We start from the raw sequence: 25,625 nt of genomic DNA, 5'->3' as shown, positions 1-25,625 counted from the left end.
ACCGCCGGATCTCCCCTGCACCACTCCGCGCACCACTCCGCGCGCCGGCCCCGGCGCGCGGAGCCCCCACGTGAAGGAGGTCTCAGGATGAAGTCCGCACCCGCACCGCGCCGCAGAACCTGGTGGCGACGGCTGACCGCAGGCACCGGCCTGCTGGCTCTGGTGGCCGGCGCCCTGGTCGGGGCCGGTACGGCTCCGGCCGCCGCGGCGACCACCGCCTGGTCGCCGAAGACGGCACCGATGACGACGCCGTGGACCAGCCAGGTCCCGGTCGACCAGCCCTTGCCCGAGTACCCGCGCCCGCAGCTCACCCGCCCGGACTGGGCCAACCTCAACGGCATCTGGGACTTCGCGGTCACCGGCAGGGACGCCGGCCAGCCCGCGTCGTTCACCGAGCAGATCCGGGTGCCGTTCGTGGCGGAGTCCGCGCTCTCCGGCATCCAGCGCAAGATCACCGAGAACGACAAGCTCTGGTACAAGCGGACGTTCACCGTTCCGTCGAACTGGAGCGGCCGTCGGGTGCAGCTCAACTTCGGCGCCTCCGACTGGCAGACCACGGTCTGGGTCAACGGCACCCAGGTGGGGGCGCACAAGGGCGGGTACGACGGGTTCTCGTACGACATCACCCCGCAGCTGAACGGCGGGACGAACACCGTGGTGGTATCGGTCTACGACCCGACGCAGACCGGCGGCCAGGCCGTCGGCAAGCAGCGGATCAACGACGTGGCCCCGCACTCGGGCGGCGGGATCTTCTACACCGCCGCTTCGGGCATCTGGCAGACCGTCTGGCTGGAGCCGGTGGCCACCGCGCACGTCACCCGGCTGGACATGACCCCGAACCTGGGTGACTCGACCCTGCGGGTCAAGGTGCAGGCGGCGGGGGCCTCGGGCCGCAGTGCCCGGGTGACCGTCTCCACCGGCGGTACGACGGTGGGCACGGGGACGGGCACGGTGGGCTCGGAGATCTCCGTGCCGGTGCCGAACGCGCACCTGTGGACCCCCGAGGACCCGTTCCTGTACGACGTGAAGACGGAGCTGCTCGACGGGACGGCGGTCACGGACACGGTGGCCGGTTACACCGGGATGCGGTCCATCGCCATCGCCAAGGTGGGCAACGTCCTGCGCCCGGTCCTCAACGGGAAGTTCGTCTTCCAGACCGGCACGCTGGACCAGGGCTACTGGCCGGACGGCATCTACACCGCGCCGACCGACGCGGCGCTCAAGTCCGACCTCCAGGCGCACAAGGACCTCGGGTTCAACATGGTCCGCAAGCACATCAAGGTCGAGCCGCAGCGCTGGTTCTACTGGGCGGACAAGCTCGGGCTCCTCGTCTGGCAGGACATGCCCGCGATGGACACCGGCAAGTCGCCGGACAGCGCGGCGCGGACCCAGTGGGAGGCGGAGTACCACGCCATCATCGACCAGCACCGCAGTTCGCCGTCGCTGGTGATGTGGGTGAACGAGAACGAGGGCTGGGGCCAGTACGACCAGGCCAGGATCGCCAACGACGTCAAGGCGTACGACCCGTCCCGGCTGGTCGACAACATGAGCGGGGTCAACTGCTGCGGCGCGGTGGACGGCGGCAACGGTGACGTCGTCGACAACCACAACTACGTCGGACCGGGCAACACCGCGGCCTCCTCGACACGGGCCGCCGTCCTCGGCGAGTTCGGCGGGCTGGGCTGGAAGGTCGCGGGCCACGAGTGGTACCCGGGCGGCGGGTTCAGCTACGAGGACCAGGCGAGCCTGTCGGCCCTCAACAACCGGTTCGTGGGGCTGATCGACAGCATCCGGGTCGGTCAGATGCCGGCGGGTCTGTCGGCCTCGGTCTACACGGAGATCACCGACGTGGAGAACGAGGCGAACGGGCTTCTCACCTACGACCGCCAGGTGGTAAAGGTGGACGCGGCGCGGGTGAAGGCCGCCAACCAGGCCCTCATCGCGGCGTCGAAGGCGGCGACGACCGCGGTGACACTGCCGACGGGGCAGTACAAGTCGCTGCGGGTCACCACCCCCGGCTACACCACGAAGTACCTGCGCCACTCGGAAGGGCTCGCGTACACGGAGGTCGTCGACGCCAACAGCAGCGCGCTGCTGAAGAGCGACGCCACGTGGAAGGTCGTCACCGGTCTGGCGAACGGCAACTGCTACTCCTTCGAGTCCCGCAACTACCCCGGCGAGTACCTCCGGCACGCGAACTTCCGGGTCCGCCGGGACGCGAACGACGGCTCGGCGCTCTTCAAGGCGGATGCCACCTGGTGCGCGGTCGCGGGGTCCGGCGGGGTGCGGCTGACCAGTGCCAACCTGCCCGGCAGCTTCATGCGCCACATCAACTCCGAGGTGTGGCTGGCCACTCCGGGCGGCTCCAACGCCTGGGACAACGCGGCCTCCTTCACCGAGGACACCACGTGGTCGGTGGACGCGCCCTGGGCGCCGTGACCTGACCGTGTGAGGTCCGCCTTTCGGTGGCCGGTCCGTCGGAGCGCTTCCGGCGGGCCGGCCACCGGCATGTCCGGGGTGCCCGTGCTCAGGCCGGGCGGGGACGCGCGCCGTCGAGCACCAGGGCGACCAGCCGCTCCGCAAGCTCCTCGTCGAGCGGTGCGCCGCTCACCAGGACCCGGGCGAAGAGAGGGCCGCTGACCGCCTCCATGAGCAGGCGGGCATCGGTGTCCCCGGCGAGTTCACCGCGCTCGACGCCGCGCCGGACCATGACGACCCCGCGTTCCAGCCGGTCCTTCCAGTACGGGCCCCGGCGGTCCTCCAGGGTGTCGTCCCGCTCGACGCTCAGCCGCAGCAGCGCCTGGCCTTGGGCGGTGCGCAACAGCCGGACGAGGGAGACGAAGAACGTCGTGAGGTCCTCGCGCACGTCCCCCGTGTCCGGGACGGGCACAGCGGCGTCGAGTTCGGCGACGAGCGCCTCGGCGATCAGGTTCTCCCGGGTCTTCCACCGCCGGTAGACCGACGTCTCGTGCACTCCGGCGGACCGGGCGACGGCGGAGACGGTCGCGCCCGCCAGTCCCTCGGCAGCCAGGATCTCCACGACGGCGGCCAGCACGGCTCGGCGCATGTTCTCGCCGCGTCGGCGCAGCGGCGGGGCTGAGGGGCGGGGCGTGGTCATACGGCCAGCCTAAAGCAACCCCACTTGCACAGGGCCTCCGGAGCGTCGTAACGTCTAATGCAAGACGACCTGCGTTAGACCGGCGGCCGTCGAGGGAACACCGCTTTTGGAGGTCACGTCATGGAGCAGATGCTCGCCGCACGCCTGCACGTCCCGAGCCGCACTCTGCGCGTCGAGGAGGTGCCCCGGCCGCAGCCGGGTCCGGGGCAGGTGCTCGTGAAGGTCGAGGCGGCCGGGGTGTGCCTCTCCGACGTGCACCTGATCGGCGGCAGTCTCACCCCGCAGCTCCTGAAGGGCGACACTGTCACTCTCGGTCACGAGGTGTCCGGGACGATCGCCGCGACGGGCGAGGGCGTCACGTCCTGGGCGCCCGGTCAGCGGGTGGTGCTCTACGCGGGCGAGACCCGCGACGGAGTCACGTACACCCGGGGCGTCGACTACGACGGGGGCTGGGCCGAGTACGCCCTGTCCGCCGAGGACGCGCTGACGCTGCTGCCCGACTCCATCCCGTTCGACCAGGGCTCGATCATCCCGGACGCGGTGTCCACCCCGTGGGGCGCGATCACCGCCACCGCCGCGGTACGGCCCGCCGAGGCGGTGGGCGTGTGGGGCGTGGGCGGGCTCGGGGTGCACGCGGTACAGCTGCTGCACGCCGTGGGCGCGTACCCGATCGTCGCCGTCGACCCGAACCCGACCGCCCGGCAGCGCGCGCTCGCCGCCGGCGCGGATCTGGCGCTCGACTCCGCCGCCCCGGACCTCGCCCAGCAGGTGCGCGCGGTCACCGCCGGCGCGGGACTGGCCGCGGCCTTCGACTTCGCCGGAGTGCCCGCCGTGCGCGAGCAGGCGCTGACCGCCCTGGCGAAGAGGGGACGGCTCGTGCTGGTCGGCCTCACCGACAAGCCGCTGACGGTCACGCAGGGCACCCGGTTCAGCTACCTCCAGCAGCAGATCCTCGGCCACTACGGCTCCGACATGCCCGTCGCCCTCCCCCAGCTGCTCGGACTGGTCGAAGGCGGGCGGCTGGACTTCTCCGGCTCGATCAGCGGGACCCTGCCGCTGGCGGAGGCGGCCGAGGCCGTGGCCCGGCTGGAGCGCAAGCAGGGCGACCCCATCCGGCTGATCCTGCGCCCCTGACGGACCCTCGGGCCGGGCCGGCACATGCGGCGCACCTCCCGGGCGTGCGGGCGGAAACGCTTCGCCCGCACATCCGGGGGGTGTTGTCCGGGCGGCGCTCCGGTGCTGTGAAAATGGGGGCCATGAGCTGGGACGAGAGTGCCACCGTGCGGGTGGCGAGACAGCCGGACGTGTTCGTGATCGGTGTCACCGGCGCGGTCGACCAGGCGGAGCGCGATCTCCTCTCCGCCGCCTGGGAGGAGGCCGCGGAGGCCGGCCTGCCCGCCACGGTGGTCGACCTGTCCGGTGTCACCTTCGGGGACAGCGGACTGCTCAACGAACTGCTGATGGCGGAGCGCGGACACCGCCTCCGGGGCCGGGCGTTCATCATCGCCGGGCCGCTCCGCCCGCAGGTGCGGCGGCTGTTCACCGTCACCGGGACGCTGGACCACTTCGTCGTCGTGGGCACCGCCGGAGACGCCCCCGAGCACCGGGCCGGCTGACGCCACGTCATGTTTCTTGCCGGTGCGGCACGGGCGCCGGTCAGTCCCCCGGGCCGCGTACAGCGGGCCCCGCGAACATCTGGTGGGCCACCGGGCGGCCGCCAAGAGCCTCCCGCAGCCCGGTGAGCCCCTGCGCCAGCTCCTCGCGCTGCCCGGCGGGCATGCTGTCGATCGCCGTGGTCAGCACCTCGCCCCGCTTCCTGCGCACCTCGGCGAGGTGCGCGTGCCCCTCGGCGGTCAGACTCAGCGTCACCTCGCGTCCGCTGTCCGGGTTGGGCCGCCGCTCGACGAAGCCCACGGACTGGAGCCGGTCACAGAGCCTGCTGAGCGAGGGCGCCGAGACGTTCAGTACGGCGCCCAGCGCCCGCATCCTGATGCCGTCCTCGCGGTCCACGGCGTACATCAGGCGGAGTTGGGCCAGGGACGCGGGGGCCGCCCAGCCCCGGTCGCGGGTCCGTTCCCACAGCACGTCGAGCAGTTCCACGATGTCGCCCGCCGCGGACGCCACGTCGTCGGAGCCCGCAGGCGCGGCCTCGGCGTCGGGCGTCATGGCGTTCCCCCTCTGTTCCCGGTTTCCCGGGGCGGGCCGGACGCACGGCGTGCGTCAGGCTGTGCCGTCCGGGCCGGTGGGCCGGGCCGAGCGGTGTCGTACGCCATCGATGGCCGAGGGGACCTCGTGCGCGGGCTCCGGGGTGGTCCGCGCGGTGCGTCCCTGGGTCCGCTCCGCATCCATGGGGGTCGTGGTGAGGTACTCCAGGGTACCGGTGACCTCCAGCAGCCGGTCGAGAGCTGCTCCGCGCCCGTCCAGCGTCAGGCGGACGCCCGCTTCGTCGGCCCGTCTGCGGATCATGATCAGCGCGGCCAGCCCGGAGGAATCGATGGTGGCCAACGGGGCGCAGTCGAGAAAGAGTTCACGTATGCCCGGGTGCCCTGCCAGCTGCTCGACGACGGTGTCGAGCAGCGCGTCGGCACGGCTGTGGTCGAGGTCTCCGCGCAACTCCACACGGACCGTGTCCTGCGCGTCGTACCGCGTACTGAGCCGGAATTCGTCGGAGGGTGTGGTCGTCATGCGTGCTTCCCGTAGGGGGTGTGCGGACGGAGGCGGGCAGCCGCGAGGCGGAGGTGGCGGGTGGCCCGGGGGAAGTCCCGGAGCTCCTCGCCCAGCACCTCCAGTGCCGGGGCGAGGGAGAGCGCGGGAACGTGACGGGCCGTCAGGATGTCCCCGGTCCAGTCGAGGAATCCGGTGAAGAGCTCCGGGTCGTCGGTGTAGAGGGCGGCGGCGAGGAAGTCGACGATGTGCGCCACGTCCTCGGCCGTCCGCTCGCGCTGCGCCTCGGAGTAGGCGCGCGCCGCGGGAAAGCGCTCGTCGAGCCCGACGAGGACCGCCTTCACCAGCTGCGCCTTGCTGCGCACCACCAGGGTGTACTCCTGGTCGCCGAGGTGGGGCAGATCGTCGATGGGCTGGTGGACGCGCGGCGTTCGGGGGGTGATGCCCGCCGCGAGGAGACCGGCGGCGGTGCGGGCGTCGGGAGCCCAGGCATCCGCCCCGAGCAGGCGGGCGTACGCGCCGTCCGCGCCGAACGCCGCACCTCCGGCGAGGACCGGGGTGCCGGTCGCCTGGCAGGCGGTGATCGCGCCGTGGGCGGCGGGCAGCCGGGGGGCGAGGGAGGCGGACAGGGCCACCGCGTCGGCGCCGGTGCGGTGCAGATGGGCGATCAGGTGCGCGGTGGGGACCTGGGCGCCGAGGAAGTCGACCCGCAGGCCGCGCAGGGTCAGCACCTCGGCGAGGATGCGGGCCGGCAGGGCGTGCCACTCGCCGTCGACGCAGGCGACGGTCACCCGCCCGGCCGCGCCGGCGGTACGGTCCCGGTGCGCCGCGCTGCTCCGGGAGAGGGCGCCGACGACCCGGTCGTTGACCGCGGTGGCCGCGTGTTCCTGGGCGACGGTGATGCGGTTGGCGGCCCACTCGACGCCGATCCGGCCCTGTACGGGCACGATGGCGTCCAGCAGCAGGCTCTCGGCGTCCGCCCCGTCCTGGAGGGCGTCCAGCATGAGCCCGGTGGCCGTGTACTCGTCCCCTTCCAGGACGGCGTCCCACAGCGCGTCCCGGAGCGGCGACAGCGCGTGGTCGGGGGTCACGATGTGCGTACTCATGCGGTGAACCTGCCCCGGGTGTGGCCGTCCACCGCGCTGAGGTGGTGGGTGCGCGGGGCGGCGATGACCACGACGGCCATGTCGTCGTGGCGTCCCCCGCCGACCCACTGGGCCGCGAGCATCTGGATGTGCTCGACGATGGCCTCGGCGGGCATCCCTCCGCACCGGGACAGCGCGCTCCGCAGCCGTTCCTCACCGAAGAGGGAATCCCCGAGGGGGCCGCCCCGGGCCTCGGTGATCCCGTCCGTGAACATCACACAGCTCTCCCCCGGTGCGAGGACGGCTTCCGCCGTCTCCGCCCTGGCCTCCGGGAGCGCGCCCACCAGGGTGCCCCGGGTGGCGGCCTCCTCCACCGTCCCGTCCGCGCGGACGATCAGCGGAGCGGCGTGCCCGGCGCTGGTCAGCCGCAGCCGCACCGAGGCCGACTCGCGTACCGCGGAGGCGAGTACGAGGGTGGCGAACCGGGCGTGGTGGGAGTTGAGGAGCGCACCGTTGAGGAGGTCGATCATCCGCTGGTGGTCGTCGGCCATCGGCAGCAGCGCGTGCAGGGTGTTGCGGATCTTCCCGGTGAGCACGGCGGCGTTCAGGCCCTTGCCGCACACGTCCCCGAGCACGGCGAGGGAGGGCTCGCCCTCGACCGCCGCGGGGTGCACGTCGTAGAAGTCGCCGCCCACCCGCTCGGTGTCGCGCGAGGCGCGGTACCCGCCGGCGAACTCCACTCCGGAGACCTGATGGAGGACCGGGGGCAGGAGCTCGCGCATCAGCGTCTCGGTGATCGACGCCTGCTCGGCGTACATGCGGGCGGCGGACATCGCCGCTCCGGCCCGGGCGGCGAACAGCCGGGCGAAGGTCTCCTCGCTCCGGCTGAACGCGTGGTGCTCGCCCCGGCGGAGCAGGATGAGGGCGCCGGCCGGGACGCCGTGGCCGGGCAGCGGGGTGACGACGATGGAGCCCACGTCCGCCATGTCCGGCGGCACCACCCACGACGGGGCGAGGGCCGGGTCCATCCACCGCGACGGCACGGGCGGAAACCCCTGGAGCGCCTCGGCGAGGCCGGGCACCGCTTCGGGGTCGACGCGTTCCCGGGTGAGCGTGGGGATGCCGTCGCCGGAGCAGCGGGCGATCAGCGTGCCGCCGGTGGACGGGGCGACCACCAGAGCGGCGTCCGCGAGGTGCGCGGCGGCCAGCTGGGCGGTCGCCTCCGCGCACTTGTCGAGATTGAGCGAGGCCAGCAGCCGGTTGGACGCCTCGGTCAGGAAGGCGGTGCGTTCACGTTCGCCGCGCAGCGCCTCGGTGGCGCGCCGCCGGTCGGTGTCGTCCACCAGCCACCACACCACGCCGCCGTCCTCCTGACCGGCCGGGTGCGCCTCGAAGCTGCGGTCGCCGACGGGGCCGGCGACCGTGGCCGGACTCTCTCCGGTCCGGCGCACCAGGTGCGCGTCCGCCAGCCAGGACGGGACGGCGTCCGTCAGGGGCGTCCCGGGGCGGGCCTCGGGGAAGAGGGCGGCCGCGGCGTCATTGGCCCGTTCGACCGCGCCCCTCGGCCCCACGACCAGCGCGGGGCAGGGAGCGGTGTCCCAGACCGGTTCGGCCTGAGTGCTCGCACGGGCGGCAGGCACCCGGTTCGCGGAAGTCACCAAACGTAGAAGGCCCGCTGCGCGAACCCCTCACCTCATCAACTCGACGACAGAATCATTGCCCCCCGGCAACACTCCTCCACCGGAGGCACTCCTGGCAACCCGTCATGGCTCCGGGCACCCCGGCGCGGGGGTGCGGCGGGGTGCTCCTCGCGCGCGCGATGTCTTCCTGTGTGAGTTCCGGCACTCGGGGAAAGCGGAGGTGGAGACCCACGCGAAGCCGCGTGCGGGAGGAAAGGCGAGAACATGAGAAATGTCTGGTGCGGGCCCGTGGCGATCGATGACCTGGCCGGGACGGATCCGACCGAATTCTCGGTGGAGGCCTCCGACGACACCCTGGGAACGGTGGACCGGCGTTCTCTCGTACCCGAATTCGACCACCTGGTCGTCGACACAGGTCTGTGGAAATTCGGTCGCAGCACTGCCATTCCCATGGGTATGGTCGCGCGGGTGGATGCCGAACACCGGGTGATCACTCTGCTCTGCACGAAGGAGCAGGTGAAGGGTGCTCCTCGGTTCGCCCGCGATCAGGAAACCAATGACCCGGCCTATTTGACGCGCCTCGGCGCCTATTACGCCGGAATCCTGACGCCATGACGCCGGGCTCATCCGTCCGGGCCGCGTACGGGCGACCGTCACCGGCCCGGCACGGCATTCCTCGTCCGCTCTTTCGTACGACTCCGGGGTGAAGCATCATCAGTGAAATGACCGGACGGAAGAGACCGGCCAGGGGGACGGCGTTCCTGGTCCGGGCGGACGGGTTCACACTTGTCCGGGTACGGGGCGACGCCGACGAGAATTCCGGAGCGCCGGAGCTGGCCGAGGCTCTCGGGGTGGCGTTGCGCGAGGGGAAAGAACGTACTGTGGTGGATCTGTCGGAGACGGAATTCGCGGACTCCGCGGTACTGCACACCCTGCTCGACGCACGCGCACGTCATGAACGCGCCGGCGTGGAACTGGTGCTCGCAGGCCCATTCCGCACCGCCGTACGTCGCTTGTTCGACGTCACCGGCACGGCTGGCGCCTTCACCATGGCCACGAGCGTGGAAGAGGCGGCCACATGCTGAAGCCGGCACGACACGCACGGCCCGTCACCACGGCGGGGCTGTGTTCCAGGGGGCGGAGGAGCACGTGAGCAGGGAACATCCGGTGGGCCGCGACGAGGGCGGACCCGTCGGTACGGGGCTCGCCCTGCCCGGCGATGCCGCCGCCGCGCGCGCCATCGTGCGCGAGTTGCTGGACGAGCAGTTCTGCACGCTGGGGGGCATGGACCCGGACGACGTGGTCATCTCGGACGCGCTGCTGGTGACGTCGGAGCTCGTCACGAACGCCATCCGCCACGGGGGCGGGCTCACCGGGTTCAGTGCCCGGCTCAGCGGTGAGGGGCTGCTGCTGGACGTGGCGGACGCCAGTCCCGCGGAGCCGCGGACGGTGGTTCAGGTTCCCGACACCGTGCGGGTCGGGGGCTACGGCTGGCCGCTGGTGCGGCGCCTCTCGAAGCGGGTCACCATCACCCGGCAGGCGCGCGGCAAGCGGATCAGCGTGCTCATCACCCTGTTCTGAGGCGGCCCGTTCCGGAGCGACGTCTCACGGCCTCGCCGTTCCGGCCTCCCGTCCACCGCGCGCCGACGGCCTCCGGCGGTTCAGCAGCGGTGTGTGACCCGGGCCACCAGGTCCTTCCAGCCGTCCTCGACGCGTTCGGCCGAGAAACATCGGCCGTTGCGGTGGTGGTTGAGGAACGAGGGGTCCAGGTAGGCGAGCAGCACCTGGGTCAGCATCTCCACGTCGCCCGTCACGCCGGTCCGCCGGAGCAGGTCCGTGACGTGGCAGGCGCGCACCGTGCGGGCGGGCGCGCTGTAGCGGCGGGTCGGGCAGTTGTCCGCCTCCACGTACAGATCGACGTACTTCATCATGTGGCGGATGGTGTGGACGCCGAAGGCTTCCAGCCGCTCCAGCGGGGGCGCGCCGGGGCCCAGCGGCGGCGGTCCGCAGATGACCGCGTTCTGGAATTCCTTCTCGGCGTGGTCGATGAGTGCGTTCATCAGGCCGACCCGGTCGCCGAAGCGCCGGAAGACGGTGCCCTTGCCGACGCAGGCCGCGGCGGCGACGGCTTCCATCGTGACGTGCTCGGCCCCCACCTCCCGGACCAGCCGGGATGCGGCTTCCAGCAGGCGGATACGGTTGCGGGCGGCGTCGGCGCGCTCCTGGGGCTCATGACCGGCCAGGGGCAGCAGCGTGACGGGGCGGGCGGAGGAAGCCTCTTCGGATCCGATCTGCGCGGTCATCGCACCAGCGTAACGCCCTCCACACGAAGTGGACCCCGGTCCGCTTGGCGTGCTATACCCATTACCGGACCACGGTCCGGTTAACTTTCCGCCGCCGAGCCCGGCGCTTTTCACAGGAGTCCCCCATGTCCACTCGCATCGTCGCTCTCGTCGGAAGCCTCCGCTCCGGTTCCCACAACCGTCAGCTGGCCGAGGCCGCCGTGAAGCTCGCCCCCGAGGGCGTGGAGGTCGTGATCCAGGACGAGATCGCCGACCTGCCCTTCTACAACGAGGACATCGACGTCGAGGGCAAGCTTCCGGCCGTCGCCGCGAAGCTTCGCGAGACCGCCAACAGCGCGGACGCGTTCCTCCTCTTCTCCCCCGAGTACAACGGCACCATCCCGGCCGTCCTGAAGAACGCGATCGACTGGTACTCCCGCCCGTTCGGCGCCGGCTCCTTCACCGGCAAGCCGGTCGCGGTCGTCGGCACCGCCTACGGCCAGTTCGGTGGCGTGTGGGCCCAGGACGACGCCCGCAAGGCCGTCGGCATCGCCGGTGGTTCCGTGCTGGAAGAGGTCAAGCTCTCCGTACCCGGCTCGGTCGTCCGTTTCGCCGAGACCCACCCGGCGGACGACGAAGAGGTCGCGCAGCAGCTCAGCGCCGTCCTGGCCGAGCTGGCGAAGGCGGCCACCGCCGCGCCGCAGGCCGTCTGAGCGCACTGATACGCCCGTGAGGCGCCGTTCCCGCTCCGACGGGGGCGGCGCCTCGTGTCGTCAGGCCCGGACGGGAACGGTCAGTGCCCCAGGGCCGCGCCGAACGCCCCGTCCTCCTGCGCGACGCCGCTGCAGGAGTCGTCCGCCGTGGTCGTGCCGCCTCCGGCGCAGGCCCGGTCACGGAAGGTGGCCCACAGTGAGAGCGCGCCCACTCCGCGTTTCTCGGCGAAGGTCCGCAGCGAGACCGCGTCGGCCAGGGTGAAGGTCTCCCCCGCCACGTCGTTGACCCCGGCCATCACGGTGAGGTGCAGGGCGTTCCACGCCTGCCCGGAGCCGAGGCCCAGCACCTGCGCGAGCTGGGTGTGCGCGGCGCGGGCCGCCTGCTCCGCGTACTCCCCCATGTCCCCGTCGTCGGACGTGCTGTAGTTCATCGCCATGACGTCGACCGCGGAGAGCGCGACGCCCTCGGTGACCGCGTCGTCCAGCAGCGCCAGCCCGCTCGCCTCCAGGCCGTCCGGCATCACCGGAAGCGTGTACGTGACGTCCAGGTCCCGGGTTTTCTGGAGCAGCCGGACCGCCCGGTCGCGGCGCACCACGGACTCCCGGTCGGTGAGCGCGGCCCCCTCGATGTCGAAGTCCGCCTTGTCCGCGCCGACCGCGTCCAGCACCTTCGCGTACGCGTCCGCGAGGTCCTGCGCGCTGTCGCAGGCGCGCGCCAGCTCCGTACCGGCGGCACCGCCGAAGGAGACCCGCACGTCCGCCCCGGAGGCGGTGAGCGCGGCGACCCGTGCGGCCACCGCCGCGTCGTCGGCCGCCGCGCTGCCGCCCCAGCTCGGGGTACAGCCGCCGTCCGCGACGACGAAGGCCAGGTTGTACGTGTCGGGGGAACCCGCCCGGTCGGTGTCCGAGGCCGTGGTCGCGCTGACGTACGGGGTGTACGCGGGCCCCTCGGCGGTGTCCGCCGAACCGCTGGGCGGTGCGGGCGCGTTGCCGCTCTGGTCGGCGACCGTACCGGTGGCGCATCCGCCGCAGGCCAGCGCGAGGGCGGCCAGTCCGGCGAGCGCCGGGCCGAAGCGTTTCGACGCTCCGCGCACGGATGGTGTTCCACGCATGGGCACCTGCTCTCTCGTCCGAAGTCGGAAGTCCGAAGTCCGAAGTGCCGCGGGACGGGGCGGAAAAGGGGCGGCATTCACCGCAAACCTCTCACGGTCCGGAGCTCCGCCGAACCGGCGCATCTCACATCCGGCATCCGGCATCGGTCATGTTTCACACCAAAGACCGCACGGACAGCGCGAGTCGACCGACCGTACGGCGTCGTCCGCGGGGCCCGGCTCTCAGCGGTCCGACAGCTTGGGGGCCCTTCCACAGGGCGCACCCAGGGTTCTGCCACGGTGCGCACATCGCCGCCCGCCACCATGCGCTCATGCATGCCGACACCGCTTCCCAGAAACCCCCGACGCCGCACGGCCGGCGCCGCAGGCACGCCGGTCCCGCACGGCCGGAGCACGGCGAGGGGCCCGTGTTCGTCGATGCCTCGGGGCGCCGGGCCCGGCTGCTGCGCCGGGCCGGCGCCGTGCTCGGGCTCGCCGTCGTCGGTTACGCGGCGGTGCTCGGGCTCGCCTTCATGGGCGGCCTCTCCCTGTCGCCCTCGCAGCTGCTGCCCTTCGGCTCGGGGCAGCCGGCAGAGGCCGCCCCGGGCGGCATCGCGCCCCCGGACGGTTCATCGCGCCCCACCGGCGGGGCTGCGCCGCCCACCGGCGCGGCCGCACAACCCACCGGTGACGCCTCGGACGCCCGGTGAGCGCCACGACACGGCGCCGCCGCGGGCCGGGCCGGGGTGCGCGGCACGCGACGCCGGGCCGGATGGAACGCGTCCGCCGGCAGGCCGTACCCCGCCCGCGCGCGGTGCTGGCGCTCCTGCTGCTGATCGGGCTGGTGAGCACCCTGCTGCTGGACGGCTATCTGCGCTCCGAGGTCGGCGGTGACCAGCGGGTGCGCTCGGGCGCCGCCTCGGACGAGGTGCCGCGGAGCGTGCTGGACGGCGGCCCCTTCCTGAGCTTCCGGGACGGCAAGGCCCGCTCGGAGTCCGTACCGGACAGGACGATCGTCCTGACCTTCGACGACGGGCCCGACCCCGAGTGGACCGAGCAGGTGCTCGACGTCCTCGACGCCAACGACGTGCCCGGCACGTTCTTCCTGGTCGGTTCCATGATCGCGCGCCATCCGGGCGTGGTGCGGAAAATCGTCGCGGACGGGAACGAGGTGGGCATCCACACCTTCACGCACGTCGACCTCTCCTACCAGAGCGCGGGACGGGTGAAGCGCGAGATCGCCCAGACGCAGCTCGCGCTGGCCGGGGCCGCGGGCATCACCACCAATCTGTTCCGCGCCCCCTACTCCTCCACCCCGGACGCCGTCGACGACTACAGCTGGCCGGTGTACGAGAAGCTGGGGGCGCTGGGGTACACCAGCGTCTTCGTCGACACCGACAGCGAGGACTGGAAGACGCCGGGCGTCGACGCGATCGTGCGGGGCGCCACCCCCGCGAGCGGCAAGGGCGCCTCGGTCCTCTTCCACGACGCCGGCGGCGACCGCTCGCAGACTCTGAGGGCGCTGCCCGCGTACATCAAGAAGATGAAGGCCGCCGGATACACCTTCACCACGGTCAGCGGTGCCCGGCAACAGGCCGCGCAGGCCTCGGGCGCGGCGGCGCCCACACCGTCCGGCGGCTCCGCCGGCGCGTCCGATCCGGCACAGGCGGCGCACCACACCGCGGACGCGGCCTCCGTCTGGGAGGGCCGCGGGCTGCTCGTGGCCGTCGCCGTGGCGGAGTGGACCGTACCGGCGCTGGCGACGCTTCTCGCGGTGGCCGGTGTCGCCGTCCTCGGCAGGTTCGGGCTCATGTTCTTCCTCGCCGGGCGCCACTACCGGCGGCGAAACCGGCGGCGGTTCTCCTGGGGGCCCGAGGTGGTCCGCCCGGTGAGTGTCGTCGTGCCCGCGTACAACGAGAAGGAGTGCATCGCGGGCACGCTCACCTCACTGGCGGCGAGCACCCATCCGATCGAGATCGTCGTGGTCGACGACGGATCGACGGACGGGACGGCGGAGACGGCCGAGTCGCTCGGCCTGCCGCAGGTCAGGGTGGTCCGCCAAAAGAACGCGGGCAAGTCCGCGGCGCTCAACAACGGTGTCCGCGAGGCCCGTCACGACCTGGTGGTGATGATGGACGGCGACACCGTCTTCGAACCCGACACCGTGGCGCGGCTGGTCCAGCCGTTCGCCGACCCCGGGATCGGAGCGGTGGCCGGCAATGCCAAGGTCGGCAACCGCTCCACCCTGATCGGGGCGTGGCAGCACATCGAGTACGTCATGGGCTTCAACCTCGACCGGCGCATGTACGACCTGCTCGGCTGCATGCCCACCATCCCCGGCGCGATCGGGGCGTTCCGCCGTGAGGCTGTGCTCCAGGCCGGCGGGATGAGCGAGGACACGCTCGCCGAGGACACGGACATCACGATCGCCCTGCACCGGGCGGGATGGCGGGTCGTCTACGCCGAGCACGCCCGGGCGTGGACCGAAGCACCTTCCTCCTTCGGCCAGTTGTGGCGCCAGCGCTATCGCTGGAGCTACGGCACCATGCAGGCTCTCTGGAAGCACCGCCGCTCGGTCGCCGACCGGGGATCCTCCGGCCGGTTCGGCCGGATCGGGATGCCGCTGGTGGTGCTCTTCCAGATCCTCACCCCGCTCCTCGCCCCGCTCATCGACGTGTTCACGCTCTACGCGATGCTCTTCGTCGACTTCAAGGGCTCACTGCTGGCGTGGCTGGCCGTACTCGGCGTCCAACTGGTCTGCGCGGCCTACGCGTTCCGGCTGGACCGGGAGAAGTACCGCTACCTGCTGATGCTGCCGCTCCAGCAACTCGCCTACCGGCAGATGATGTACCTGGTTCTGATCCACTCCGCCCTGACCGCGCTCACCGGCGGCCGGCTGCGCTGGCAGAAGCTGAAACGCACCGGTGCGGTGGCCGTCCCGGGCGCACCCACGGAGACGTACCGATGACCGGCGCGCACCGCAGGACGGCCACACCGACCCGACCCGCGCCGGGCACGCGGGCCCACAAGGGGAGGGCGGCGCGGACCGGGGGCCGCGACCCGTACTTCGACGCCCTGCGCGCCCTGGCACTGGTCCGCGTGGTCGTCTACCACACCTTCGGGTGGCCCTGGCTGGGGTTCGTGTTCCCGTCCATGGGCGTGATGTTCGCGCTCGCGGGTTCGCTGATGGCGCGCTCGCTGGAGCGGCCGGCGTGGTCGGTGATCCGCGGCAGGATGCGCCGACTCCTGGTACCGCTCTGGGTGTTCGGGCTGCTGTTCGGCGCGGCGATGGTGCTGCACGGGTGGGTGCCGGGCCCGGACGCGTTGTACTGGGTGCTGCCGGTGGGCGATCCGCCGGGCAGCGCCTGGGGCGAGCAGGGGTGGGCGGTCCTCTGGTACCTGCGGACCTATCTGTGGCTCGTACTGCTCTCCCCCGTACTGCTGCGCCCGTTCTCCCGGTGGCCCCTGCCTGTCCTGGGGCTTTCGCTCGTCCCGGCGGTACTGCTGGGAAAGGTATGGCAGATACCGGACGGCCGCCTGGGGAGCGGGATCAGCGATCTGTCGGTCTTCCTCTTCTGCTGGCTGCTGGGCTTCGCACACCGCGACGGCACCCTGGACCGGGTCCGGCCGGGACGGGTCGTCGCGGTGGCGGCGGGGCTGATGGCGGCGGGCGCGTGGTGGGCTCTGGCCCACCGGGCCGACGGGAGCTACGACTTGGACGACATACCGCTCGCCCAGACGCTCTGGTCCGGCGGAGCGGTCACGCTGCTGCTGCGGCTGCGGCCCGGCACCTCGGCCTCGTCCGGGCGCGGCCGGTTCCTCGGGCGAGTGGTACGTGTCTTCAACTCCCGCGCGGTGACGATCTATCTGTGGCACGAGGTCGCACTGATGCTGAGCGTGGTGGTGATCGACCTCATGTGGCAGGTTCCGTCGTTGGAGGAGCATCTGCCGCTGGGCAGCACGTGGTTGCAGTTCGCGGTCGCCTGGCCGCTGATCGCCGTCGCCGTCGCCGTGTTCGGCTGGGTGGAGGACGTGGCGGCCAGGCGGTCGCCGAGGCTGCTGCCGTGAGAGCGGTGCCGCCTCGTGAGAGGCGGCCGCTCCACGTAAAAGCGCGGCCCCTTCCGTACGAGGCGGTCGCGCGGATCAGTGCGGGGTCGGCGCGGGCTCCAGGACGAAGACGGGGATCACCCGGTCCGTCTTCTTCTGGTAGTCGGCGTAGTCGGGGAACGCCTCGACCGCGCGCTCCCACCACAGGGCCTTCTCGTCCCCCGTCACCTCACGGGCGACCATGTCCTGCCGGACCGGCCCGTCCTGGAGCTCGACCCGGGGGTCGGCGGTGACGTTGTGGTACCAGACCGGGTGCTTCGGAGCCCCGCCGAGCGAGGCGACCACCGCGTAGCTGCCGTCGTGCTCGACGCGCATCAGCGCGGACTTGCGGATCTTCCCGCTGCGGGCGCCCTTGGTGGTGAGCACGACGACCGGCATGTCGCGCATCGTGGTGCCCTGTGTCCCGCCGGAACTCTCGTACAACTCGACCTGGTCACGCACCCACTGGGTGGGGCTGGGCTCGTACTCGCCCTTGAGCGGCATGGTGTGTCCCGTCGTCGTTCGGTGCGGCCGCGCCGAACCTTCACCGTGCACGGCCGCGTCCATCATGCAGCGCCGGCGCCCCGGCCGCCGCCCGGGGGCCGGTGTCCGGCGCGGCGCGCCGCAGGCCGTGCCCGGTTCAGCGGGAGGCGAGCGCCGACAGCAGGGCGAGCGCCTCGGCCAGACTGGTGGGGCGCAGCACGCCGTCCGGCTGGTGACCCGCCCAGCCGGGGCCGGCGAGCAGCACGGTCGGGGCGGTGCGGGCGCCGCGTACCCCCCATTCGATGGAGGCGATCCGCTGGGCCAGCGGCCGGCTCGCCGTCGAACGGCCCTGCGACCAGAGGACGATGCCGACCGGACCGGTGCGCCGGGCGGCCTCCTCGAGGGCATCGATCGGCAGGGCCGCCCCGAACATCCTTACCGGCAGGCCGCGTTGCATCAGTCCGGCGGTGAGGGCCTCCAACGGCAGCGTGTGGTTCTCGTCCGGTGCGCAGGCGAGCAGTGTGACGGCGGTGCCGCGCGCGGGCGGCGGGCCAGCGGCGGCGCGCCGGAGCGCGGTGGAGACGTGCCAGGAGAGCAGGTGCTCCACCTCGACGTACCGCTCGCCGGAGCTCTCCCATCTGCGGCCCACGGCGTTCAGGGTCGGCATGATGACCTCGTCCCAGGCGGCCACGAGCCCGTGCCGGTCCAGGGCGCGGGCGAGCAGTTCCTCCACCGCGCGTGCGTCCAGACGGACGGCCGCCCGCGCGAGTCCCCGGGCCTCCGTGCGCCCGCGGCCGACCGGGAGGGCGCCGGGGGCCGTGGACGGGCGGGCGGGCGCGGGCCGGGGCGGGCCGGCTCCCGCGGGCGCGCCCGCGGCGGCACCGGGCGCGGCTGCGAGCGCGGCCCGGGCGGCCTCGGCCGGCGGCAGCCCGGAGCTGGTGAAGTCGCACATGCGCATGAGGAGTTCGACGTCACCGGAGGTCCAGCGCCGGTGCCGGCCGCCTTCGCGTTCGGCCGGCCCGATGCCGTAGCGGCGCTCCCAGGAACGGAGGGTGGTGGGGGCGACACCCAGCAGCCGCGCGACGGCTCCGGTGGTCAGCCCTCCGTCGTACCCGGCCGGGCGGGGGGCGCCGGCACCGGATTCGTCCGCGCTCCCGGGGTCCGGCGCGTCCGTGCTCCCGGGGTCCAGTACGTCCGTGCTCCCGGGGTCCGTCGTTTCCGCGCGCCCGCGAATCGATGCGTCCATGCACCCACGATACGACGCAGAAACGACGCATGTTGCCGCACCGGCAAGGAGTTGGGTTGTCTGACACCAACGGAACACCACGGCTCCGGCGGGCCGTTGGCGTTCCGGACCGGGTGGCGGTGTGGCCTTCGCGGCCCTCTGCCGCCCGGGCTCGGGGCTTCCCGGGCTCGGGCTTCCCCGGTCCTGGGCTCCCTGGTTCCCGACGAGGAGGGACTCCGATGACCGCAATCGACGTACCGGTGGGGCATCGCGCGCCACGGGCTCCGGCCCGCACGCCCGCGCAGGAGCGTAGCGAGGACGAGGACCGCGCCGCAGCAGAACTGGCGGATGGGCTCCTCAGAGGTGACGCGGAGTCCTTCGCCGGGGTCTTCCAGCGATGGGGCACCCTGGTCCACACGCTGGCCGCGCGCTCCCTCGGCGATTCCCGCGAGGCCGAGGACGTCACCCAGCAGGTGTTCCTGGCGGCGTGGCGGGGGCGTGCGGGGTACCGCCCGGAGCGCGGGCCGCTGCCCGGGTGGCTGGTCGGCATCACCCGGCGCAAGGTCGCCGACGCCCTGGCCGCGCGCACCCGGCGCGGCGAGCTTGCCGCCGCGTCCGCCGCCCGGGAACAGGTGCGCGGCACCGAGGGGGCCGGGCCGGAGACCACGGTGCTCGACCGGGTTCTGGTCGTCCAGGAGTTGTGCAAACTCCCCGCGGTGCAGCGGCACATCCTCTGCATGGCCTTCTTCGACGACCTCACCCAGGTGCAGATCGCCGAACGGACGGGCCTGCCGCTGGGAACCGTCAAGAGCCACGCCCGCCGGGGCCTGGTGCGGATGCGCCGGTCGCTCACGGCCGCCGCCCCCGAGCTGCGCTGACAGGGCGCCACCCGCCCGGCGTCGCGCCCGCCGTCCGGAACGGCCGCCGGTGCGTCCGGACGGCGGTCCCGGGGCGAAACAGGTCCGAGGGAGGTGCACATGGCGCACCACGTCCACGAGGACGACCTGACGGAGTTGGCTCTCGGCCACCGGTCCGCACGCGACGGCCCCGCGGTGGAGCACCTTCGCCGGTGCGCGGACTGCCGCGCCGAGTTCGAGGCGCTCGGTGCCGTGGTGGCCGCCGCCCGCGCGGTGACCGCGGCCGATCTTCCCCTCCCGCCGCCGCAGGGGGTGTGGGAGGCGATCACCGCCGAGATCGGTGGCTGACGGGGCGGAAAGGGACGGCGTTCCGCGGGCGGGCCGGGCGGGGCGGCGTTCCGCGGTCCCGCCGCGCCCGGGCGCATCCGACGCGCGACACCGGCGCGTCGGATGCGTCCGGGGGGCCTCCGGCTGCGGAAGTATCGGCGGCAGCACCGGCTCGGCCGCGGACGACGGCCCGTACCGCCGTGACCGGCGCGTCCTGCCGCCGCCCGTCCGCCCGTCCGCGGACGGCCCGAGAACACCCGCCCGTCCGCCCCTGCCGGAGGAGAAGAGCGTCCCCCTTGCCGTACGCCGACGTGGTCATCGTGGGCGCTGGAGCGGCCGGCCTGTCGCTCGCGTACCGCCTGTGCGCACCGGGCGCGCGGGTGCCGCTCTCCGTCCTCCTGGTCGACGCCCCGCCCGGGCCGCTCCGGCCGCCGCCCCGCACCTGGTGCTTCTGGGAGCCGCCGGGCGGCGAGTTCGACGCGGCGGTGTCCGCGTCGTGGCAGCGGCTCCGGGTGCGCGCCGCCGACGGCTCGGCCACGGTGGCGGCGGCTTCCCCGCTCCGCTACAAGATGCTCCGGTCCGACGCCTTCACCGGGCTGGTCGACCGGAGGCTGGACTCGGCCGGGGACTTCGGGCGCGTGGACCTGACCGTACGGGCGGTGCGCGACGCGGCCGGGGGTGGCGGTGAGGTGGTCGGCGAGGACGCCCGGGGCCGCCGTACCGTCGTGACCGGGCGGTACGTCTTCGACTCGCGCCCGCCCGGCCGTCTGCCGGCCGCCAGGACCACACTCCTCCAGCATTTCACCGGCTGGTTCGTGCACACCGGGCGTCCGGTGTTCGAGCCGGACACCGCCGATCTCATGGACTTCCGGACCCCGCAGCCGCGCCACGGTCTGTCCTTCGCCTACGTGCTCCCGCTGGACGCGCGCTCGGCCCTGGTGGAGTACACGGAGTTCTCCCGCGCCCCTCTCGAACCCGGCGCGTACGCACGGGCGTTGGACCAGCATCTCCGCCAGGTCCTCGGCGCGTCGCCCTACCGCGTCTCCGCGACCGAGCACGGCGTGATCCCCATGACGGACGGGCGTTTCCCGCCGCGCGCCGGGCGGTCGGTGTTCCGGGTCGGTACGGCGGGCGGCGCCACCCGGCCCTCCACCGGCTACACCTTCAGCGCCGTGCAGCGTCAGACCCGGTCGTTGGCGGCGTCGCTGCGGGCGGGGGAGCCACCGCGGACACCGTCCCCCTACCGCGCCCGGTCCCTCGCCATGGACGCGGTCATGCTGCGTGCCCTGGACACCGGGCGAGTGGACGGCGCCGCCTTCTTCACCGGCCTCTTCCGCTCCGTTCCCCCCGCGCGGCTGCTCCGCTTCCTGGACGGATCGGCCCCGCTGCGCGAGGAGTTGCTCGTCGGGCTCCGTACCCCCGTCGTCCCGATGCTCCGGACCGTCGCCGAACTCCCCTTCCGCGCCCGCCGGTTCTCCCCCGCACACCCTGCCCCCGCCTCCGCCCTCCCCCACCTGCCCGATGAGGAATGACCACGCCATGACCCTGCTGCACGACGCCGAGCTGTCCTCCGCGTTCGACCACGCCTCCCTCGCCTACGACCGTCTGGTGGCGGCCAATCCCGGCTACCACGCCCATCTGCGCCGCTCGGCCCGCAGGCTCGGGCTGCCGCACGGCGGGGCGGGGCTCCGGGTGCTCGACCTGGGATGCGGTACGGGCGCCTCCACCGCGGCCCTGCTGGCCGCCGCTCCGTACGCGGAGATCGTGGCCGTCGACGCGTCGGCGGGCATGCTCGCGCAGGCCGCCGCGAAGGAGTGGCCCGCCCACGTCAGGTTCGTGCACTCCCCGGCGGAGGCGCTGGCGTCGGGTGCGGGGGCGGGACGGGACGGCGGCGCGGTCGGCGGCCGTTTCGACGCCGTGTTCGCCGCCTATCTCTTCCGCAACGTCACCGATCCGGACGCCACGCTCCTCGCGACCCGTGAACTCCTATCCCCGGGAGGGCGTTTGGTGGTGCACGAGTACGCCCTGTCGGAGGGCCGGACGCACCGGGCGCTGTGGAGTGCGGTCTGCCGCTCGGTGGTGATGCCGCTGGGCCGGGCCACGGGGGACGGGGAGCTCTACCGCCATCTGTGGCACAGCGTGCTCGCCTTCGACACGGCACCGGCCTTCGCCGAGCGGATCGGCCTCGCCGGATTCGAGGAGGTGCGGGTGCTGCCGCTGCCCGGCTGGCAGACCGGAATCACCCACACCTTCGTCGCCCGGGCGCCGCGCCGGTCCCAGGACGCCGGGTGAGGCGGCCGGGAGCCAAGGCCTTGGACGGCCACCGTGCGCAGGACGCCCGGCGGCACGGCCGTGACCGGCGGGCCGAGGTGCTCCGGGCCCCGGAGGGCCGCGCGCGGTTCGACGGCGGGGCCCCGTCGGTGGCGGTGATCGGTGGCGGCATCGCGGGGCTCGCGGCGGCCACCCTGCTGGCCGAGCGCGGCGCGCGGGTCACGCTCCACGAACGGGAGGCGACGCTCGGCGGGCGGCTCGCGGGGTGGTCCACGGAGCTGGCGGACGGCTCCTCGGTCACCATGAGCCGGGGCTTCCACGCCTTCTTCCGCCAGTACTACAACCTGCGCGGGCTGCTCCGCCGGGTCGATCCCGGGCTGGAGTCGCTCACGGCCGTGCCGGACTATCCGCTGCGGCACAGTGGCGGGATGTACGACAGCTTCGCGCGGGTACCGCGCACCCCGCCGCTCAGTGCGATGGGGTTCGTCGCCCTCAGCCCCTCCTTCGGGGCGCGCGATCTGCTGCGGATGAACCCGCGCGCCGCGCTGCCGCTGCTCGACGTGCGCGTACCGCAGGTGTACGAGCGGCTGGACGGGGTCAGCGCCCGCGACTTCCTGGCCCGGGTCCGCTTCCCCGAGGCCGCGCACCACCTGGCCTTCGAGGTGTTCTCCCGGAGCTTCTTCGCCGATCCGGGCGACCTCTCCGCCGCCGAGCTCGTGCTGATGTTCCACATCTACTTCCTCGGCTCCAGCGAGGGGCTGCTCTTCGACGTACCGGCCGAACCGTTCCCGCAGGCCCTCTGGGATCCGCTCCACGGGTACCTGGAGAAGCACGGGGTGCGGGTGCGGACCGGGTCGGCGGTGGAGAGCGTGACCCCCTCCGCCGACGGCGGGCTCGACGTCACGGCTGACGGCCGTACGGCCCACCGGGACGCGGTGGTGCTGGCGCTCGACTCCGGCGGGCTGCGACGGCTGGTCGCGGCCTCCCCCGGGCTCGGCGACGGCCGGTGGCGCGGCCGGCTGGCGAGGCTGCGTACCGCGCCGCCGTTCCTGGTGTCGCGGCTCTGGCTGGAGCGGCCCGTGGCGGCGGACCGCCCGGGCTTCCTCGGCACCAGCGGGTACGGCCCGCTGGACAACGTGAGCGTCCTGGAGCGCTGGGAGGGCGAGGCCCTGCGCTGGTCCCGCCGCACCGGCGGTTCGGTGGTGGAGCTGCATGCCTACGCGGTGGCGCCCGACGCGGACCGGTCGGCCGTACAGGCCGAGGTGGTACGCCAGTTGCACCGGATCTACCCGGAGACCTCGGGTGTCCGGGTGGTGGACTCCCGGCACGAGTGGCGGGCGGACTGCCCGCACTTCCCGGTGGGCGGCTACCGCGACCGTCCCGCCGTACGCACACCCGACCCGGCCGTGGTGGTCGCCGGCGACCTGGTCCGTACCGAACTGCCGGTCGCCCTGATGGAGCGGGCCGCCACCAGCGGATTCATGGCCGCGAACGCCCTGCTGGCCGACTGGGGGGTGCGGGGCCAGACCCTGTGGACGGTGCCGCGCGCCGGGCGGTCGGCCCCGCTGCGGCAACTCGCTCGGCTGGGAACGGTGTAGGCCGGGGTCGGCAGTCCGGTCATTCCCGCCGGGCGGCCCGCGCCCGGCGGGAATGACCGGACGCCGCCCGGGTACGACCCTCAGGACTTTCGGCTGGATCGGGCCGGTAGCAATCCGTTCATGGACGCGCAATGCGGGTCTTCGAAATCGCTTCCGGGACGAACCCTCCCGGATCGTGGGATTCGTGCACCACTTCCTGGACCCACCGCCATCTCCCTCTGGGGACAAACCACTTTGTCGTTAGGATTCGGCAATGACTACCGACTTTCCTCTCTCCCGGACGACGAATCCCACTCCTGAGGCCGAGCGCGCGAACATCCTCGCCGCACCGGGATTCGGCCGTTTCTTCACCGATCACATGGCCTCGGCGGTGTGGACGCCGGCGAGTGGTTGGCAGGACCACAAGATCGGCCCGCTGGTGCCGTTCTCCCTGCACCCCAGTGCGGCGGTGCTGCACTACGCGCAGGAGATCTTCGAGGGCATGAAGGCCTACCGTCACGCCGACGGCAGCGTCTGGCTGTTCCGCCCGGACGCCAACGCGCGGCGTTTCGCCCGCTCCGCCGCGCGGCTGGCGCTGCCCCAGCTGCCCGAGGAGGACTTCCTCACCAGCGTCGCGGAGCTGGTGCGCGCGGACGAGTCCTGGGTTCCGACGGCCACCGGTGAAGAGAGCCTCTACCTCCGGCCGTTCATGTTCGCCTCGGAGGCGTTCCTGGGTGTGCGGCCCGCCGCCCAGGTGACCTACTCGGTCATCGCCAGCCCCGCCGGCCCGTACTTCCCCTCGGGCGTCACCGGCGTCACGCTGTGGATCAGCAGCGAGTACACCCGCGCGGCCAAGGGCGGTACGGGAACGGCCAAGTGCGGCGGCAACTACGCGGCGAGCCTGGCCGCGCAGATCGAGGCGCAGGAGCACGGCTGCGACCAGGTCATGTACCTGGACAGCGCGGGTGAGGACAACCTGGAGGAGTCCGGCACCATGAACGTGTGCCTGATCACCGCGGACGGCCGCCTCGTCACCCCCGCTCTCGGCACCATCCTGGAGGGCGTCACCCGGGACACCGTCCTGAGCCTGGCAGCCGACTTCGGACTGACCCCCGAGGAGCGGTCGGTCAGCCTGGGCGAGCTGAGGTCGGGGGCCGCGGACGGCAGCATCACCGAGGTGTTCGCGGCCGGCACGGCCGCGGTGATCACACCGATGATCGGATTCAAGGGCGAGGGTTACGAGTTCACCGTCGGGGACGGCACTCCCGGCAAGCACACCATGGCGCTGCGCGACCACGTCCTGGACATCCAGTACGGTCGCGCCGAGGACAAGCACGGCTGGATGCGGCGCGTGCTCTGAGCACCCGTACCTGGTGGCGGCCGAGAAGCCCGGACCGGCTCCCCGGGGAACGAAGGAGATGGCATCGTTGACCTCGGCCGCGCAGGGCGTCCGCACCGCCGAGACGTTCACGGGACGGGTGCCCGGGGCTCTCGGGCGCCCGTCGGCCGCGGAAGGGCCTCATCTCTGGTCCCTGAGCGCCGATGACGGCGTGATCGACGAAAGCGTGCTGGACGGGGCGGAGCTGGCCCGGGCATCAGGCATGAAGGGGACGCGGCGGCGGGAATACCTCGCGGCCCACACGGCCCTTCGCCTCCTGCTGGGCGGGTACTTGTCCATGGAGCCGGAGGACGTCCGGTTCGTCCGGCACAGCTGTCCGTGCTGCGACGGGCCGCACGGCAGACCCGCGGTGCCGGGGGACCCGGTGCATTTCTCGCTGAGCCACAGCGGCGGAGAGGTACTGCTGGCCTTCGCCGCCGCGCCGGTGGGCGTGGACGTCCAGAAGGTGCCCGGCCTCAGGACGGCCGACCGGACGGCGGATCTGCTGACCCCGCTGGAACAGCGCGAGCTGGCCGCTCACGACGCGGCCACCCGCCCGGCGGCCTTCGCCCGGGTGTGGGCGCGCAAGGAGGCCTATCTCAAGGGACTGGGCACCGGATTCGGCCGCGAGGCGTCGTCGGACCACGTCGGAGCCGGTGACAGGCCGGTCTCCCCCTTCGGCTGGCTACTCCATGACATCGCGTCACCATCGGGCTGTGCGGCGGCGGTCGCCGTGAAACTTTCCGAGTTCCCCAACCCGTGAACGCAACTGCCCGCTCATGCCTCGACAAGATCGCGTGAGCACCTCAGGATAGGACCCCGGTGGCG

Annotated in this window: 26 protein-coding genes; 17 read left to right on the top strand and 9 right to left on the bottom strand. The window is 73.0% G+C overall.

The window, feature by feature from the left end; genetic code table 11:
* Nucleotides 1-87: 87 nt before the first annotated feature.
* Nucleotides 88-2,439 (top strand): AbfB domain-containing protein, encoded by a 2,352-nt coding sequence (locus ACWCSV_RS11695; RefSeq protein WP_451140987.1) that lies wholly within the window; start codon nt 88-90, stop codon nt 2,437-2,439.
* 88 nt (nt 2,440-2,527) lie between these two features.
* Here ACWCSV_RS11695 and ACWCSV_RS11690 read toward each other — a convergent pair whose 3' ends face one another.
* On the bottom strand, nt 2,528-3,118 hold the full coding sequence (locus tag ACWCSV_RS11690; protein ID WP_451140985.1) for a TetR/AcrR family transcriptional regulator: 591 nt from the start codon (nt 3,116-3,118) through the stop codon (nt 2,528-2,530).
* A 120-nt stretch (nt 3,119-3,238) separates the two neighbouring features.
* Between ACWCSV_RS11690 and ACWCSV_RS11685 the strand changes: the two genes are divergently transcribed.
* Nucleotides 3,239-4,252: a zinc-binding dehydrogenase gene (locus tag ACWCSV_RS11685; protein WP_451140983.1), complete on the top strand. Its 1,014-nt coding sequence runs from the start codon at nt 3,239-3,241 to the stop codon at nt 4,250-4,252.
* A 122-nt stretch (nt 4,253-4,374) separates the two neighbouring features.
* Nucleotides 4,375-4,734 (top strand): STAS domain-containing protein, encoded by a 360-nt coding sequence (locus ACWCSV_RS11680; RefSeq protein ID WP_451140981.1) that lies wholly within the window; start codon nt 4,375-4,377, stop codon nt 4,732-4,734.
* A gap of 40 nt (nt 4,735-4,774) precedes the next feature.
* Here the strand turns inward: ACWCSV_RS11680 and ACWCSV_RS11675 are convergent, their stop codons facing one another.
* The 4 genes from ACWCSV_RS11675 to ACWCSV_RS11660 are packed head-to-tail and all read right to left on the bottom strand — an operon-like array spanning nt 4,775 to nt 8,525.
* Nucleotides 4,775-5,284, bottom strand: a complete 510-nt coding sequence (locus ACWCSV_RS11675) for a MarR family winged helix-turn-helix transcriptional regulator (RefSeq protein ID WP_451140979.1) — start codon at nt 5,282-5,284, stop codon at nt 4,775-4,777.
* Between the two features lie 54 nt (nt 5,285-5,338).
* A complete protein-coding gene (locus tag ACWCSV_RS11670) occupies nt 5,339-5,803 on the bottom strand; it encodes an STAS domain-containing protein (protein ID WP_451140977.1) in 465 nt (154 codons plus the stop codon).
* On the bottom strand, nt 5,800-6,888 hold the full coding sequence (locus ACWCSV_RS11665; protein ID WP_451140975.1) for a cobalamin B12-binding domain-containing protein: 1,089 nt from the start codon (nt 6,886-6,888) through the stop codon (nt 5,800-5,802). The genes ACWCSV_RS11670 and ACWCSV_RS11665 overlap by 4 nt, the downstream gene beginning before the upstream one ends.
* Nucleotides 6,885-8,525, bottom strand: coding sequence for a PP2C family protein-serine/threonine phosphatase (locus tag ACWCSV_RS11660; RefSeq protein WP_451140973.1), 1,641 nt, complete (start codon nt 8,523-8,525; stop codon nt 6,885-6,887). Before ACWCSV_RS11660 ends, ACWCSV_RS11665 begins: the two co-directional genes overlap by 4 nt.
* 270 nt (nt 8,526-8,795) lie before the next feature.
* Between ACWCSV_RS11660 and ACWCSV_RS11655 the strand changes: the two genes are divergently transcribed.
* From ACWCSV_RS11655 to ACWCSV_RS11645, 3 genes are all read left to right on the top strand, one after another.
* On the top strand, nt 8,796-9,122 hold the full coding sequence (locus tag ACWCSV_RS11655; RefSeq protein WP_451140971.1) for a PRC-barrel domain containing protein: 327 nt from the start codon (nt 8,796-8,798) through the stop codon (nt 9,120-9,122).
* A 107-nt stretch (nt 9,123-9,229) separates the two neighbouring features.
* Nucleotides 9,230-9,592: an STAS domain-containing protein gene (locus ACWCSV_RS11650; RefSeq protein ID WP_451140969.1), complete on the top strand. Its 363-nt coding sequence runs from the start codon at nt 9,230-9,232 to the stop codon at nt 9,590-9,592.
* 64 nt (nt 9,593-9,656) lie between these two features.
* On the top strand, nt 9,657-10,088 hold the full coding sequence (locus tag ACWCSV_RS11645; RefSeq protein WP_451140967.1) for an ATP-binding protein: 432 nt from the start codon (nt 9,657-9,659) through the stop codon (nt 10,086-10,088).
* 80 nt (nt 10,089-10,168) lie between these two features.
* Here the strand turns inward: ACWCSV_RS11645 and ACWCSV_RS11640 are convergent, their stop codons facing one another.
* Nucleotides 10,169-10,810 carry a TetR/AcrR family transcriptional regulator gene (locus ACWCSV_RS11640; protein ID WP_451140965.1) on the bottom strand — a complete coding sequence of 214 codons (642 nt, stop codon included), beginning with the start codon at nt 10,808-10,810 and terminating at the stop codon, nt 10,169-10,171.
* A 125-nt stretch (nt 10,811-10,935) separates the two neighbouring features.
* On the opposite strand from ACWCSV_RS11640, the gene ACWCSV_RS11635 reads away from it, so the two are divergent.
* Complete coding sequence (locus tag ACWCSV_RS11635; RefSeq protein ID WP_451140963.1) at nt 10,936-11,502, top strand: NADPH-dependent FMN reductase; 567 nt, start codon at nt 10,936-10,938, stop codon at nt 11,500-11,502.
* A gap of 80 nt (nt 11,503-11,582) precedes the next feature.
* Here ACWCSV_RS11635 and ACWCSV_RS11630 read toward each other — a convergent pair whose 3' ends face one another.
* On the bottom strand, nt 11,583-12,614 hold the full coding sequence (locus ACWCSV_RS11630) for a chitinase (protein ID WP_451140961.1): 1,032 nt from the start codon (nt 12,612-12,614) through the stop codon (nt 11,583-11,585).
* 311 nt (nt 12,615-12,925) lie between these two features.
* Here ACWCSV_RS11630 and ACWCSV_RS11625 point away from each other — a divergent pair, with 311 nt between their 5' ends.
* The 3 genes from ACWCSV_RS11625 (at nt 12,926) to ACWCSV_RS11615 (ending at nt 16,661) form a co-directional block, all read left to right on the top strand.
* The gene (locus ACWCSV_RS11625; RefSeq protein WP_451140959.1) at nt 12,926-13,303 is read left to right on the top strand and encodes a hypothetical protein; all 378 of its coding nucleotides are present in this window, start codon (nt 12,926-12,928) and stop codon (nt 13,301-13,303) included.
* Nucleotides 13,304-13,365: 62 nt separating this feature from the next.
* Nucleotides 13,366-15,561, top strand: a complete 2,196-nt coding sequence (locus ACWCSV_RS11620) for a bifunctional polysaccharide deacetylase/glycosyltransferase family 2 protein (protein WP_451140957.1) — start codon at nt 13,366-13,368, stop codon at nt 15,559-15,561.
* Complete coding sequence (locus ACWCSV_RS11615; RefSeq protein ID WP_451140955.1) at nt 15,558-16,661, top strand: acyltransferase family protein; 1,104 nt, start codon at nt 15,558-15,560, stop codon at nt 16,659-16,661. Before ACWCSV_RS11620 ends, ACWCSV_RS11615 begins: the two co-directional genes overlap by 4 nt.
* Before the next feature lie 75 nt (nt 16,662-16,736).
* On the opposite strand, the gene ACWCSV_RS11610 is transcribed toward ACWCSV_RS11615, so the two are convergent.
* Together ACWCSV_RS11610 and ACWCSV_RS11605 are read right to left on the bottom strand one after the other, a co-directional pair.
* Complete coding sequence (locus ACWCSV_RS11610; protein WP_451140953.1) at nt 16,737-17,183, bottom strand: nitroreductase family deazaflavin-dependent oxidoreductase; 447 nt, start codon at nt 17,181-17,183, stop codon at nt 16,737-16,739.
* Between the two features lie 136 nt (nt 17,184-17,319).
* On the bottom strand, nt 17,320-18,408 hold the full coding sequence (locus ACWCSV_RS11605) for a MerR family transcriptional regulator (protein WP_451140951.1): 1,089 nt from the start codon (nt 18,406-18,408) through the stop codon (nt 17,320-17,322).
* Between the two features lie 218 nt (nt 18,409-18,626).
* On the opposite strand from ACWCSV_RS11605, the gene ACWCSV_RS11600 reads away from it, so the two are divergent.
* The 7 genes from ACWCSV_RS11600 (at nt 18,627) to ACWCSV_RS11570 (ending at nt 25,560) form a co-directional block, all read left to right on the top strand.
* Entirely contained in the window at nt 18,627-19,265 is a 639-nt protein-coding gene (locus ACWCSV_RS11600) for a sigma-70 family RNA polymerase sigma factor (RefSeq protein ID WP_451140949.1), read from the top strand.
* Nucleotides 19,266-19,364: 99 nt separating this feature from the next.
* The gene (locus ACWCSV_RS11595; RefSeq protein WP_390961430.1) at nt 19,365-19,592 is read left to right on the top strand and encodes a hypothetical protein; all 228 of its coding nucleotides are present in this window, start codon (nt 19,365-19,367) and stop codon (nt 19,590-19,592) included.
* A 275-nt stretch (nt 19,593-19,867) separates the two neighbouring features.
* Nucleotides 19,868-21,103, top strand: a complete 1,236-nt coding sequence (locus ACWCSV_RS11590; RefSeq protein WP_451140947.1) for a lycopene cyclase family protein — start codon at nt 19,868-19,870, stop codon at nt 21,101-21,103.
* A 7-nt stretch (nt 21,104-21,110) separates the two neighbouring features.
* On the top strand, nt 21,111-21,863 hold the full coding sequence (locus tag ACWCSV_RS11585) for a methyltransferase (RefSeq protein WP_451140945.1): 753 nt from the start codon (nt 21,111-21,113) through the stop codon (nt 21,861-21,863).
* A 20-nt stretch (nt 21,864-21,883) separates the two neighbouring features.
* A complete protein-coding gene (locus ACWCSV_RS11580) occupies nt 21,884-23,440 on the top strand; it encodes an FAD-dependent oxidoreductase (protein WP_451140943.1) in 1,557 nt (518 codons plus the stop codon).
* A 253-nt stretch (nt 23,441-23,693) separates the two neighbouring features.
* The gene (locus ACWCSV_RS11575; protein ID WP_451140941.1) at nt 23,694-24,779 is read left to right on the top strand and encodes a branched-chain amino acid aminotransferase; all 1,086 of its coding nucleotides are present in this window, start codon (nt 23,694-23,696) and stop codon (nt 24,777-24,779) included.
* Between the two features lie 58 nt (nt 24,780-24,837).
* Nucleotides 24,838-25,560, top strand: coding sequence for a 4'-phosphopantetheinyl transferase family protein (locus ACWCSV_RS11570; protein WP_451140939.1), 723 nt, complete (start codon nt 24,838-24,840; stop codon nt 25,558-25,560).
* Nucleotides 25,561-25,625: the final 65 nt, after the last annotated feature.

It is taken from the genome of Streptomyces sp. NPDC001770, assembly GCF_053596135.1.
This window is presented reverse-complemented; position numbering and strand designations above follow the sequence as displayed.